We start from the raw sequence: 14,211 nt of genomic DNA, 5'->3' as shown, positions 1-14,211 counted from the left end.
TGAATGAGTGAAAAAGTTGGTGAGTTAAGACCGAGTCAATTTATTACCACTTTCGGACCTGGATCGATAATTGATTTACCTGATTATTCTGTAATAATGGCTGGGATTGACAAATGGGATAATGTTGATGTTTCAAGAGCATCAACTATAGTAGAACCACGGCTTAAGCAGAAATTAAGAATTAATCAAATAAAATCAATCCCTATCAGTAATAGTAAAGAGATTGGTACAATTCCTGCATATAGGTTTCCAGAATATCATGTTTGCCCTAATTGCAGAAAATTAGGGAAATATAGTGGTAAAGAATTTATTGAGGAAAAAGGAATTTTGTATTGTAAGAATCCTGCCAATGAGAAAGGGCCTTGTCCTAAAGTTAAAACTCATCCAGTTCGTTTTATCGCTACTTGTAAAAAGGGACATATAAACGATTTTCCATGGGGGGGGTATGCACATCAAAAAGGAAAATATGATCCGAAAACATGTAAATTGTATTTAATTGATGAAGGACAAACAGGTTCATTAAGAGATTTAATTGTTTATTGTAAGACATGTGATAAAAAAAGATCAATGAGTGATGCATTTTCTAATAAACAAATTCTTGGGAAATGCTCAGGAAGAAGACCTTGGCTAAGAGATTATGAGGAGGATTGTAGCCTAAATAAAGAATTGTTACTTAGAGGTGCATCAAATATCTATTTTTCTTCTATAGAAAGCTCCATTGTGATTCCGACAAGCAAAAATGAAGGGATTGAGGGAATTGTTAGAGAGCATGTGAATATCGATGATGAGGAATTGACAGGGAATCGAACGGTATTTGATATAGTCATGAAGAGAAATCCTGATATTAACAGGATTGGACTTGATAAAGCTTGGGATTTGATACAAAAAATAAAAAGTGGGGAAAACGATGAATATTTAGATTTACGGACACCAGAATATGAAGCACTTTTAAAGGGGCATCATGACTATGAAGGTATCGAATTTCAAGTTGAGGCAGAGGATGTGCCACATCGATATAGAGATTATATTGCTAACTTAGTAATGGTAAAACGTCTTAAAGAAGTTATGGTACTTAAAGGATTTACAAGAATTCATCCACTTCCTGATCTGACAACGCGACTTACAACTGAGATTGGTATAAATGAAGAAGGAAATGAAAATAATGAGCAGGTTCAGTTAGCTCCTTTAAGTAGTAGTAACCTAGACTGGTTACCAGGAGTAGAAACATATGGGGAAGGTATTTTTATAACTTTAAAAAAGGAAAAACTAACTGAATGGGAGAATGAACATAAAGATTATGGTATTGGTATGGAAAGAGCCCATAGGAACATATATAAAGAGCGAAATATACCAGAGGATGAAATACCTCCCTTTCCGGGTTTAAGATATGTTCTTCTCCATACATTATCCCACGCATTAATAAGGGAATTAACAATGCATTCAGGCTATTCTTCATCTGCCCTTAAGGAACGCATATATTCTAATACAGAAAATGATATGGCTGGAATTCTCATTTATACAGCAACTATTGATTCAGAAGGTAGTTTAGGTGGATTAGTTGAATTAGGTAGAAAAGATAAGTTTGAAGCCATATTATCAAGGGCGCTAGCAGCAGCACTTTATTGTTCTAGTGACCCACAATGTGCTGAAAAAGATGTAGATACCCTTAGTGATGTAAATGGAGCTGCATGTCACAGTTGTATGTTACTTGCAGAGACATCATGTGAAAAATCTAATAGATACCTAGATCGATCTATATTAGTAAAAACGGTGGCGAATTATGGAAGAGAGTTCTTTGAAATTTAATAACTTACAAAATAAAATAGTCCGCTTCATATCATCTTGTTTGTTTGAAGAGGAAGAAGATACTTATCAACAATTAATGAATTTTCTCAATAAATTGGATTCTTTGTTAGATTATTCTAACTGGCAGTCTAAATTAAAACTTCCTTTTGATTTAGAATTTTTCCTGTATGAAGTATTTAAATCTGCATTGGATTGTAAAATTTCGCCTAAAGAGTTACAACAGTTGATAGAAGTAGCATACAAGATGGGGAAACATCAATTAGAGTTAAAACCAAGAATCTCTCCTGTATGGACAGGCCCTATAACAAATGAGGCACCCATAAAGCTTAATACTTATGACACTGTTAAATATTTATTAGAATCTGCTAAAGAAGAAATATTTATTGTAGGTTATAGCTTCTCATTTAATAACGAGAAAATAAAAAAACTATTAAGGTGTATTGAAAATGCGGCAGAACGCAACTGTCGCATCAATGTCATAGTGAATGATGTGGAAAATAATTTTAAAGAAATAATGAATCATTGGAAAAAAGAACGGTATCAAATTAATGTATATCATTGGAAAGGGTATAATTCCTCAGAATTTACAAGTCTTCATGCAAAGCTCGTGATAATTGATCAACAAAAATTGTTACTTACTTCTGCTAATTTCTCATACCATGGATTTCAAAAAAACATTGAAACAGGAGTAATCATTGAGAATCATGAGATCCCAAAAGTTATATGGAAACAATTTCACTCATTAATGAAAGAGCAACAAATGGACAGAGCTTATTAATAATAAGCTCTTAGTCCTTACTTCATGATTGTGCTATTTTACAAAAGGGTATTATCTAATTGGAAGTTAAAGTTTAAGAACAGAAAACGGAAAGGAAAAAGAAGTAACTATGTATATTTTGCATCCTCCTATTTTTAAAGAAGAATATGGTTTAAGTTTTGGTGAATCGTGGGAGATTTTTACTTTGAAGTTATTGAAAATACATTATAAAACAAATAATATCAAAAAAAGAAACCCACCAGAGAGTGGTATTGACCTATACTTTCCTGAGAAAAAAATAGCTTTTCAATGTAAAAGTATAGCTGAGGAAAATGGGAAATTTAATTACACCAAAGTGCAGAAATCTTTAGAGGATGCATTAAAGATTCAAAAAGAGCTTGGATGGCAGAAGTTTATAATATGTACTAACTGTGAGGAGACTGGTAAGCATATTGAAAAATTAAAAAAGATATATAAAGACATAGAAATATATAGTAAGCATTTTTGGATTTATATCTGCGAGAATAATCCAGAAGTTATTCAAAATAATTTTAGAAAAATTATAGATGTTCCATCAGCTTATCAAGCTAATAAGTTTAAGAATATTTCTAAGATTCCTTTAGAAATAAAAGAAATAATGATGAATAAGCATAATTTTTTTCAATTTGGCTTTATGTAAACCAAACCGATGATTTAATCCCAATTGATGTATGCTTAGACATGACCGTTGAACATTTACTAAATTTAGTAAAGGGTATATTGGGGATAACTAGTAAAACTTTTATACAGCATGAAGAAGTATTGGTAACCTGTCAATTATATTATCAAGGAATATATATTAATGAAAGTGATAAAACTTTAGCAGATATTCGAATTAAACAGGGAGAAGTAGTTTCTTTAGACATAAAAATAGAGCTTCCAGATATTATAGTGTCAACTTTAATGTTAAAAGATAATCAAAATCTAGTAAGGGGATACTTAATGGAAAGAAAACAATTTCTATTAAATTCTATTCATTCATATTTAAAAAGAGGATACTAATGAATAACATTGATAAATTTAAAATTCTTTCAGGGATTACAGATTTTTCGTTTTTTAAAGAATTTCCAAATATTAACTGTTATAAATATTATAAAAAATATCTTCAAGATATTGATAATTATATTAAAAGTACGTCTTATTCTCAATATAAAACTAGAAAATTAAACTTTCGATTTATTAATCGTTTTGATGTAAATGGGATTGCATATGTAAAAAATGGTGAAGATTTTATAAAAATTAATGAAGGTTCATTATATGTAATATATGGTATGTTTGGTGATTTAATTATAAATGGAGCTTTTTCAAAGTATACAAGTATTAAAGAAGTGGCGGATAGTCGAATTTATCTAAATAATGAAGGGATTACAGAGCATGAATTTAATTTTAAAATTCCTAATGATTATAATGCTAAGCTACTATCAGAATATTTAAGTATGTTTGCTGTAAAATTCATTATTTTGCATGAATTAGGCCATCATATAAATGGACATTTATTATACTTGGAGAAACATTATGGAATTAACGAATGGTATACGAAACAGACTAATCGGAACATTCCGGATTTATTGATAAAAACACTTGAAATGGATGCAGATGCTTTTGCTATAAGTCAGTTAGTAAGAGAATTTAAAGAGATGGTTATAAATGATAAAAAGATTAATGCTTTAAACATACCTAATGATGTTAAACTTGGACTTTTAATTTTTTCATTACATAATCTATTTATTTTACTAGGAGAAGGATTCGAGACCCAGAACTATTCTAATAAATATATGTCAATAAAAAGTAGATATCTACATAATATTTCTTGTTTAAAAACTAATTTGGAAATACAATACTTCGAATTTATAGATAATATTAATTTTATAGATGTAACTTCTTATTATCTTAAAATGTCTGAAACCCTCTATTTTAAAGTTTTTAAAATTAATAACCAATTAATTGATGATTTAGAACAAATAATTGAAGAGTACAATGATTTTGATGAAATAAAGAATACATGGAATTTGATTTTTGATGACTTATCAAAATTTGCTAGAGTACCTTTATCATCAAAATATAAAACTTAGGAATAATTGTATTTGTATAAAGGAAGTTCAGTTTTTGTAATTGGAATTTTTATTAATTATTATTGCAGTATCTGTACAGCAAGCTATACTACTTGAGAAAAGTAAGTAATCAATACATGCTTTGTCTCCGTAAGCAAAATCATAAATTTTATTGGGTCAAACTGTGGGTCAGGCTTTAAAATAGGTGCTGAAAACCCATTGAAAACACTGGTATTTCAGCCCTTTTCATATTTTTTGTTTCAAGACCCGCCGTCTCCATACATAAAGGTGAGCAAGATTGTAGCGGTAAATAATGATAAAGGTATAATAATATAAAAATGGATGGATACAGATAATACATTTGGCTATGAATTATTTACTAAGCTTTTACCGAAATTAAGGTTAAGCAATACACCAATATAGGAAAAAGGTTTACATCAGCAAAATAAGGTATACTATACTTGTTGAATAGATTTCTTTAAAGGCAGGAAAAGTAGGTGAACCAAAGTGGGGAAATATCAATTGGATACTAAAGGTAAGGTGGCTGTGGCAAAGTATCATGAAAAAAACAAGCCGGCCAAATTTGATAAAAAGCAGCAACTTGAGAAAATACGTGCAGAGTATTTGAAAAAGAAGCAAGAACAAACAGATCAATAATTTGAATGAAAACATAGGAAGACTAAAATTTTCCTATGTTTTCTTTTCAAATTGATGATAAAGACATTGAAACGACATAGACATATAAATGGGAGTCACCATCTACAATTGAGGACAAAAAATTACATGATTTGAATGCATTTTTCTGTTTTGATAATAATCTTAAATCCTACCGTATGATATTACATCTTAGCCCCAACGACGATTGAGTGGGAGTAGTCATAAAGCGAGATAACCATCCGTTTATCTCTTTAAACTGATATCCAACGTTTTTGGTTAAATGTGAAAGAATTCATGTGAATATATGCATATCAAATTCTTCAAAGGCTCTATTTTGGGTATTAATTTATAAAATTGTTTTTACATCTGAATGTCTCAGTCTCTTAGTATTTTTTTATTTGCATCTGCTTTCAATAATAGAGACTAATGTCTTTAGAGGAAACTAAGGTTTTTCTGATGAAAAATTATCTTTATTTGTAGCATTCCTAAAATCAGAGCGCAATTAAGTAAGTTACACATAAATGAATGAAAGCGATAAATTAAATAGTTAATTCGAAGTATGTTAGCTTCGTTATTTCATTAGGCTGTTTGGATAAATGAGTTCGGTATTGCACCGGACTTGTTTTTTAATTTTGCCTTGATCCGTTTCATACTATAGTAGTTTATATATTTTTCTAATTCTATTTTTAATGCTCTATACTTTCTAATTCCCTCATGTAAAGGAATTCGGATTTCCAAAGAAATTCACCATGACAGAGTTGTCGTAACAATTTCCTTTACGAGACATCCTTTGAACAACCCCTCTTGATTCAAAGGCCCGACAGTGTTTATTCATTTGATAATGCCAGTCCTGATCGGTATGCATAAGTAACTGGTGGTGCTCAGGTAAACGTTCGAGTGCTTTGTCCAACATGTCTGAAACAAGTGAATAGGTTGGTCTAGAGTAAACTCTAGTGTTTAATTTGTATACGGCTGAATAATAGCTTCAACTACATTGTATTACATATTAGCTTAATCCATTTAAGGATTGCTTTATTATTAGTCCCCATAGATTTAGCTATAGCATAGGAGCTTTCCGTTCCATTCCTTTTAAGTAGTGCTCAACAGCTTGTAATTTATTTTCGGCAGTTCAATATTTTACCGATTCTATCCAATCGTATTGAAAACTTCAAAATATTTTCTGTATTCCTTCTTTGGGAAGTATTACAAGTAAAGTATTGTTTTGTATTGTAGAATAGAGGTGAGCACAGTATTTGGTATATTATGTACATTTAAAAATGCTAAATTGTATTCAACATGAAAATTATTAAATGTATAAGGTGGTGGTTTGAATGAAGGATAGAATCCCCAAACCTATTATCAACACGATTTTATTGTTACTTTTTCTTGTTGCTTTATGGTTCTTAGGTAATGTTAGCCAACTATTTGCTAGTAAAGAAAATACCGAAAGTGAAATTGGTTATATAGTAATGCATGAAGGAATAGTCTATTTTATTCAAGGAAAGGACATTCAACAATCAGATATAGAGAGTTTCTCTAGCGAAAATCTCCTGTTCTCAAATAAATTTGAATCAGTTTCAATTTTAATTAATGAATCGAAACTTTCTATGAAAGGAATTAAAAGTGGAGATAAAGTGAGGATTTGGTATTCTGAAATTTTGGAGTCAAATCCAGCAAAAATCAAAGTTATTCGTATAGAAAAACTGTGACCAAAATTATTATTTACTAAATATAACTTAATTACCATTTATGAATAATAACTTTCATTTATTTCCTTTATTTATTAGAATGTTAGTTAACAACAGTCTAGGAGGAATGAAAATGAAAAAAATTACTTTAAAGTTTTTCTTTATGTTTATCTTTTTATTAGTTCCTATGAATGTCTTTGCGGAGGATCAACTTAGAAGTTTTACATTTGATTCAAATGATTCTTCGCATCCTTACGATATGGTAAATTCGAAAGGTGAAATTATTAAGTATGAGGACTTCAAAAATAATAATTTGCAATTAATTAATGAAACACCAAGTTTTCAAGGCACTGGAATAATTTCACCTGTTCAGATTGATAGCTTAATATTTCATAGTAAATCATTTATTGATTTAACTCCGTCACCTGTTATTATTGAAGACAACTTATCTAAAAATACAAATGAAATAACTCCATATATAGTAATAGGCGAGGACGGTAGAACAATTGTAGAAAATACACAAATAGCACCATTTAGTTCAATTACGTATATTGAATTAAATTGGGCGGATGGTTCAAGTGGCACTTGTACAGGTACTTTAATTGGTAGGAACAGAGTTCTAACAAATGCACATTGTGTAATCGATGCTGGAACACAAAGAGGTATATCTAGTGCTACAGTTTATCCAGGCGTAAGTGATAGCACAGGATGGTTTGGCTCTTATAATGTTAGGGATTATTTTGTCCCTTCTAATTGGATTTCAACTGGTTCAACCTCGGAAGATTTTGCTGTACTTGTTTTAAATGCAAATAATAATAGACATGCAGGAGATGTTGCAGGATTTCTTGGAATAAGACAAGTAAATAATCTTCTTAACGAAAATGTTGGTATTTTTGGGTATCCAGGAGATTTAATAAGAGCAGGTGGTGTGGTTTCTCAATTTGGTATGAGAGGGAATGTTACAAGAGAAGATACGTCTTTAGCTTTTTATACAATTGATACTGCACCTGGGCAGTCGGGATCGGCATTATTAAATGCAAACAACCAAGTTGTTGGTGTTCATAGAGGATCATATATTGTTAATGGGAACACTATGAATGGTGGTCCAAAGATGAATTCAAATATGTTCAATTTTGTATCTCAAGCTTTGCAGTAACAATAACAAACAAGAACAAGAACTTAGTCAATTTACAAAAAGCTGTCTAAAATGAGGGCTTTTAACCAACCATGAATAAAAAGTAAAAGGTAGAAATGCAAATAAAGTTGTTTCAGCAATTCCGTAAATTAATACTTAGATTAAAACTAAATTCTATATAGTCTTTAAATAACTAACTGAGACAAAATTCTAAAGATCAGGCACACATATAAAAGTGAGTGTCTGATCTTTTTATGTAGAAATTGAAATTAGGGTGTCAATACATATTAGACAATTAGCCATTATCAGCACCTTAACTCTCATATTGTGATAAAACTGATATCACAGACAACAATGAAGGAGTAATATACTCCCGTATTTTTCTATCCATCATTTAAAAATATAGTATAGTTATTGTAAAAACCGAAATGATCGAGGGGACTGGAATAGATGAACTTACTAGAAGTTGGAGTAAAAATAAAGCAGATGCGGAAGAAAAATAAAATGTCTCAGGATGATTTAGCTTCGCAGATTAATTTAACGAAAAGTCATATTTCAAAAATAGAAAATGGCAAAGCGACACCGAGTCTGGTGACATTGTCCAAGATTGCGGAAATATTTGATGTGCCAATGGCCTGGTTTGTAATTCAGGATCAATTTGATGGCATTTCAATTGTTTCGAAAAAAGAACGCAATGAGACTGTTGAGACGAATGAACTTGGCTATCAATATGAGCTGTTAGCGAATAAGAGCTATATGAGCAATATCAATCCTTCTATTGTTACTGTACATAATGGGGCGGAAAATTTAGCCCCTTATACACACGATAATGATGAATTTATTTATGTCATTTCTGGTAGTATCGTCTTGAAATACGATCATAAATTTTACCATTTAGAAGAGGGGGACTCTGCGTATTTTTCTGGGAAAAAGGAGCATATCTTTATTAATAATTCTGCAGAAAACTCAAAGGTATTAACGATTTATGTTGAGGATTAAATCTTTCTTTTAAACGTAAATATTATCGAAAATACAAATTTCTTGTTTACAATACTATTCAGACAATTTACAATTGGTGTAATGTTATTCAACAAAGTTGAATTATATTACACTTTTTTTAATTTTGGGGGTATGGGGATGACTTCACGTATTAAGGGATTTTATTTACTTTCAGTAGAAGAGCGAATTAAGTTAATCGCTGAAAAATCAAATTTAACCAAAGAGGAAGTTGAAGCTTTAAAAAGTGGAATTTCATTAGAGCTTGCAGATGCAATGGTTGAAAATGTTATTGGACATATTTCAGTGCCTCTAGGGGTAGCGGCCAACTTTAAGGTGAATGGCAAAGAGGTATTTATTCCGATGGCTACTGAAGAGCCGTCAGTAATTGCTGCGGCTAGTAATGCTGCCCGTGCAGCATATGAGTTAGGGGGTATTTTTACTTCCAGCTCGGGAACAGTTATGCGCGGACAGATTCAGGTATTAAATATTGAGGACCCTCATGCAGCAAGGGCGAAAATTTTTGAACACAAAAATGAGATCATCGAGCATTGTAATGAAAAGGATCCAACATTAGTCAAGTTAGGCGGCGGAGTGAAGGATATAGAAGTGCACTTAATCGACACAGCAAAAGAAACAATGGTTGTCGTTCATTTAATCGTAGATACGAAGGATGCAATGGGGGCAAACGCAGTCAATACGATGGCGGAATCTGTGTCACCATTAATCGAACGTATTACAAATGGACGAGTTGTGCTACGGATTATTTCAAATTTAGCAGATAAGCGTATTGTTCGTGCGCGTGGTGAATTCTCGACAGAAATGCTCGGGGGGATAGAGATTGCGAAAAATATTGTAAGTGCTTACGAATTTGCAGATGCTGATCCGTATCGGGCTGCCACACATAATAAAGGGGTTATGAATGGTATTACTGCTGCAGTATTAGCATCGGGTAATGATACACGTGCTGTTGAGGCTGGTGCTCATGCCTATGCTGCTCGTTCTGGTAGATACCGTTCTTTAACAACGTGGGAGCTGAATAAAGCAGGCAATCTTGTTGGGACGTTGGAATTGCCATTAGCTGTTGGTATTGTGGGAGGGGCTACGAAGACTCATCCTGTTGCAAAAGCAGCGCTAAAAATTATGGATGTGCAATCTGCAGAGGAGCTAGCTAGCTACATTGCCGCAGTAGGATTAGTAGAAAATCTAGCAAGCTTACGCGCACTTTCAGCAGAGGGTATTCAATCTGGTCATATGCGTCTGCATGCGAAAAACTTGGCTGTAATGGCTGGGGCAACAGGCGATATTATTGATCGTGTTGTGCAGCAGGCGGTAGAAGAGAAGGATTTCCGTTATGATCGTGTTTTAGAGATTACAAACTCTCTGCGAGGTGAATAATACATGGCGAATACTCCATACAATGAGCAAAAAAATGTAGAGGAAAAGAAGTTTATTGAAATTTTAGGAGACACGGTTTCTGGCAATCAGTTAATTATTTCAATTATTTTAAGCGTTGCCGCAAGCTTTTTAGGCTATCAGTTTGGTCAGTGGGTTTTTCCGAAGTTTGCAGACCCTCAGATGATTAACTCTTATTCACTGTTAACAGGAATCACGGGTATTCTGATTGTTGTTGCTATTAATACGATTCTTTTTAAACCAAAGCGTATTTTAGTAGAAGATGAAGCATCTAGTCATTCTTTAAAGGAAGCATTTGAGGATTTACAAATTGATATAGACGAGGAAATACGCTTAATCGAGGAAGATCCGGTGACAAAAAAAGAGCTTGAGGATTTTGGCATTCTTTCTAGCTTACAAGGCTTGAAAGGAGCGGATAAAAAATGAGTATTTATTTAATAGCTCTTTTATTTGCACTTCTTGGTGCAGCAATCTTTACTATAATTGGACTTATTTCAGGTACAGATGAAACAGCAATTATGGTACCAATTACATTGTTAGTTATTTTGCTGGGAGCGCCTCCTGAAGGGGTATTCGCCTTTTTCATGGCGGGCGTGTTAGCTAAGCATTTAACACATGCTGTCCCAACTGCGTTATTAGGCATTCCAGGGGATACAACGGCTGTACCGTTAATCGATCATGCCAATACATTACGCCGTTTAGGCATGCCGCACGTTGCACTACGTAAAATGATTTCTGGCGGTGTTATCGGTGCATTTATCGCCCTACCAACCGCTGTATTGTTAGGTCAGTTTTTAGGTCAATTTGCCGACTTTTTAAATCTTCATCAGGCATCATTTTTACACTTGCCGCAATTTTAATCGCATTCTTTTCAAAAGGAAAATGGGCAAGTATTTTAATCATTATTCCATTTGCATTTTTCATTAAAGCTTTAGATAGCGTTAGCTTCGCGATGCTGGATAAACATTTAAGTATTACATTCTTTTTAGGAATTGCGATTGGACCGATGTTTTGTAATATTTTAATGGCGGCTTCTTCTGTTGCTAAAAATGATCTAGCACGCAGTAAGCCAAATCAATATAATCTTGCTACCGAAACGAAATCATGGAAAGGCTATTTCCCGAATCCATTTAAAATTTTATCGAAAAGGCAGACCATTTTTACGAGTATTACAACGTTTCTTTCCTCCCTTACATTTGTCTTCAGTCCTGTTGGGATGACGTCATTGATGGGAGAAATTGTAGGCTCTCGTACAAAAGGTGCCTATAAAAAATCAACAACGAGTCTTACTGTTATGAATGGTGTAACGGAATCGACATATATAGCTGAAGCGATTATTCCATTAATTGCATTCGGTATTCCGTTAAGCCCAGTAGCACTTGGACCAGCATCACCTTTATTTAATGCACCACCGATTTTTACAGTAGATCCAGTTAACAACTTACACACGCTAATGTCTTCATGGGACTTTTTCATTTTTGGGTTAATCGGTATTAGTGTAGCCGCTTTAATTGCTTATCCATTTGCGATGAATTATGCACGTAAAGCATCTGTATTAGTATTGAAATATATTAGCCAGGAAGCAATCGTAGCGATGTTTATCGGATTAGCATTTTTGCTTGCCTATAACGAGGCACAATTGCTAGGAGTAGTGTTAACATTTACAGTTGCAACTGTTGGTGGATTATTGAATCGTATTTTAGGTGTGGGGGCTGGTGTGCAATTCATGGTATTCTACGCATCAAGCTGGATTATGCTACAGCTGTTCGGCATTTAATTAAAGGAAGTGTATCTTTATGACTTTACCAAAACAAGTGGAAATAAGAGAAGTTGGTCCTCGTGACGGCTTACAAAATGAGAAAATTTTTATTCCAACTGATTTGAAAGTGCAATGGATTAATTTAATAAGTGAAACAGGTGTCCGTCATATCGAGGTATCCTCTTTTGTTAGTCCAAAGTGGATACCAGCTTTAGCCGATCATCATGAAGTGTTTGAGCAAATCGCACGTGATGAAAAAATAACGTATGCAGCTCTTGTGCCTAATTTGAAAGGGATAGAAGGAGCCATTCAACACAAGGTTGATGAAATTGCTTTATTTATTTCTGCCTCTGAGGAGCATAATCAAAGTAATGTAAACGCTTCAATTAACCAATCTTTACAGAACTTAAAAGCTGTAGCTGAAGTAGCAAATCGTGAAGGTATATCGTTAAGAGGCTATATTTCAACTGTATTTGGCAGTCCGTTTGGTGATGAAGTAAAGCTTCAAACAGTGAAGGATATCATTGATGCCTATCTTGCAATGGGCGTTTCTGAAATTTCACTCGGTGATACAATTGGGGTAGCGGATCCTGTACAAGTAAAGGCTATTTTATCAGAGCTACTCACTCAATACGATCGTGATTTGTTTGCCCTTCATTTTCATGATACGTATGGCCGTGCTTTAGCCAATATATTTGCAGCACTTGAGCTGGGGATTACAAAATACGACAGTGCTATTGGAGGTTTAGGGGGATGCCCCTATGCCCCTGGTGCAAGCGGCAATGTATCAACAAATGATTTAGTAAATTTCCTGCATCGTTTAGGCGTCCAAACGAATATTGATGAAGAAAAACTATTTACCGCCACACGATTTTTACAGCAGGCAATAAATAGACAGCTTGATAGTAAAGTGTATAAAGTGCAAAGTAATTAAGTAAAAGAGCACCTCTATAGTTAGAATTAAAATGAGAACTGCCCCACCAATTGTTAGACACACTCTACCAATTGGTGGGGCATTTTTTTACTGAGGAAAAATAGTTTTATGCCAATTAATCAGCAAATTAATCATACTACCTTTGAATTCAATAGATGACCTTACTAAACATGATCACTATACTTCAAACACTTTGCCAGCAGTTGAGTACGATTGGTTACTTGAAATTTTCTATATAGATTTTGAAGATGTTTTTTAATTGTATTTTCACTGACGAATAATTGCTGGGCGATATCTATGTTTTTCAAGCCTTTGAATACAAACTTTAAAACTTCTCGTTCTCGATCTGTCATTTCCAACACGATGGAGGGCTGTGAAAAGTGATGTAAGGAATACATGTTTTCGATATTTCTTTTCAAATACACTAACTTTAAAATATCTTTTTCATTAAATAGCTTCTCTCCGGTTTTCCTTAAAAAACCAATAACTGCTACGAGCTTATTGTCTATTCTTAAATACATGGCCATTTCATCTTCATAGCGATTTTCTTTCAAAAAAACTTCTTTATAGTGGGTTTGTTTTTGCAGGCACATAACTTCATTCCTACTCATTAGCTGAATGGAAGGCTGTGTATTTATATTTTGGGGGTGCAATGGATCAAAGTTTTTATATCTTTGTAAATAGTCATTAATCGTGTGACTCTCTATATTAAAAAGCACAGGGGCGGTTAGCTCATTATTTGCTATTTCCCAAAATAACATATGGTGATATCCGAGATGCTGACTAATTGTTTGCAATAGTTCATGTTTAAAACATTCATTGCTTTGTTTCACATTCATATTTGAAATATGATAGCTTGCTTTAAGAATGTTTTCTAAATCATTTTCTAAAAACATGAAAACACCTCATTTCTCTATTATGCATTTATATTCTACTTAAAACAGAATTATCCTTTCGGGTAGTATCTTAAATT

15 protein-coding genes and 1 pseudogene are annotated in these 14,211 nt (G+C 33.1%); 14 read left to right on the top strand and 2 right to left on the bottom strand.

What is annotated here, in order from left to right:
• The first annotated feature begins 3 nt into the window (after positions 1-3).
• From drmB to LBYS11_RS23325, 6 genes are all read left to right on the top strand, one after another.
• The gene (gene drmB, locus LBYS11_RS18615) at positions 4-1,806 is read left to right on the top strand and encodes a DUF1998 domain-containing protein (RefSeq protein ID WP_103118761.1); all 1,803 of its coding nucleotides are present in this window, start codon (positions 4-6) and stop codon (positions 1,804-1,806) included.
• Positions 1,781-2,584, top strand: coding sequence for a phospholipase D-like domain-containing protein (locus LBYS11_RS18610; protein WP_103118760.1), 804 nt, complete (start codon positions 1,781-1,783; stop codon positions 2,582-2,584). Before drmB ends, LBYS11_RS18610 begins: the two co-directional genes overlap by 26 nt.
• A 109-nt stretch (positions 2,585-2,693) precedes the next feature.
• On the top strand, positions 2,694-3,242 hold the full coding sequence (locus tag LBYS11_RS18605) for a hypothetical protein (RefSeq protein WP_103118759.1): 549 nt from the start codon (positions 2,694-2,696) through the stop codon (positions 3,240-3,242).
• A 41-nt stretch (positions 3,243-3,283) separates the two neighbouring features.
• On the top strand, positions 3,284-3,604 hold the full coding sequence (locus tag LBYS11_RS18600) for a hypothetical protein (RefSeq protein ID WP_103118758.1): 321 nt from the start codon (positions 3,284-3,286) through the stop codon (positions 3,602-3,604).
• On the top strand, positions 3,604-4,674 hold the full coding sequence (locus LBYS11_RS18595) for a hypothetical protein (protein WP_103118757.1): 1,071 nt from the start codon (positions 3,604-3,606) through the stop codon (positions 4,672-4,674). The genes LBYS11_RS18600 and LBYS11_RS18595 overlap by 1 nt, the downstream gene beginning before the upstream one ends.
• 486 nt (positions 4,675-5,160) lie before the next feature.
• Complete coding sequence (locus LBYS11_RS23325) at positions 5,161-5,310, top strand: hypothetical protein (RefSeq protein ID WP_004228154.1); 150 nt, start codon at positions 5,161-5,163, stop codon at positions 5,308-5,310.
• 539 nt (positions 5,311-5,849) lie between these two features.
• Here LBYS11_RS23325 and LBYS11_RS18585 read toward each other — a convergent pair.
• Positions 5,850-6,253, bottom strand: a pseudogene (locus LBYS11_RS18585) (IS3 family transposase); the annotation flags it as partial.
• Between the two features lie 388 nt (positions 6,254-6,641).
• Between LBYS11_RS18585 and LBYS11_RS18580 the strand changes: the two are divergent.
• From LBYS11_RS18580 to LBYS11_RS18550, 8 genes are all read left to right on the top strand, one after another.
• Positions 6,642-7,019 (top strand): DUF3221 domain-containing protein, encoded by a 378-nt coding sequence (locus LBYS11_RS18580; RefSeq protein ID WP_103118756.1) that lies wholly within the window; start codon positions 6,642-6,644, stop codon positions 7,017-7,019.
• Positions 7,020-7,131: 112 nt separating this feature from the next.
• Positions 7,132-8,154 (top strand): trypsin-like serine peptidase, encoded by a 1,023-nt coding sequence (locus LBYS11_RS18575; RefSeq protein WP_158651969.1) that lies wholly within the window; start codon positions 7,132-7,134, stop codon positions 8,152-8,154.
• A 429-nt stretch (positions 8,155-8,583) separates the two neighbouring features.
• Entirely contained in the window at positions 8,584-9,132 is a 549-nt protein-coding gene (locus tag LBYS11_RS18570; protein ID WP_066037146.1) for a helix-turn-helix domain-containing protein, read from the top strand.
• Positions 9,133-9,270: 138 nt separating this feature from the next.
• A complete protein-coding gene (locus tag LBYS11_RS18565; protein WP_036078712.1) occupies positions 9,271-10,527 on the top strand; it encodes a hydroxymethylglutaryl-CoA reductase, degradative in 1,257 nt (418 codons plus the stop codon).
• Positions 10,528-10,530: 3 nt separating this feature from the next.
• Positions 10,531-10,971 (top strand): hypothetical protein, encoded by a 441-nt coding sequence (locus LBYS11_RS18560; RefSeq protein ID WP_048394316.1) that lies wholly within the window; start codon positions 10,531-10,533, stop codon positions 10,969-10,971.
• Entirely contained in the window at positions 10,968-11,405 is a 438-nt protein-coding gene (locus LBYS11_RS24020) for a tripartite tricarboxylate transporter permease (protein WP_255409627.1), read from the top strand. Before LBYS11_RS18560 ends, LBYS11_RS24020 begins: the two co-directional genes overlap by 4 nt.
• Before the next feature lie 92 nt (positions 11,406-11,497).
• Entirely contained in the window at positions 11,498-12,322 is an 825-nt protein-coding gene (locus LBYS11_RS18555) for a tripartite tricarboxylate transporter permease (RefSeq protein ID WP_369823933.1), read from the top strand.
• Between the two features lie 19 nt (positions 12,323-12,341).
• Complete coding sequence (locus LBYS11_RS18550) at positions 12,342-13,238, top strand: hydroxymethylglutaryl-CoA lyase (RefSeq protein WP_066037149.1); 897 nt, start codon at positions 12,342-12,344, stop codon at positions 13,236-13,238.
• 164 nt (positions 13,239-13,402) lie between these two features.
• On the opposite strand, the gene LBYS11_RS18545 is transcribed toward LBYS11_RS18550, so the two are convergent.
• Positions 13,403-14,134, bottom strand: coding sequence for a response regulator transcription factor (locus LBYS11_RS18545; RefSeq protein ID WP_103118754.1), 732 nt, complete (start codon positions 14,132-14,134; stop codon positions 13,403-13,405).
• Positions 14,135-14,211 lie beyond the last annotated feature (77 nt).

The organism is Lysinibacillus sp. YS11, from assembly GCF_002896375.1.
Classification (GTDB): domain Bacteria; phylum Bacillota; class Bacilli; order Bacillales_A; family Planococcaceae; genus Lysinibacillus; species Lysinibacillus capsici.
This window is presented reverse-complemented; position numbering and strand designations above follow the sequence as displayed.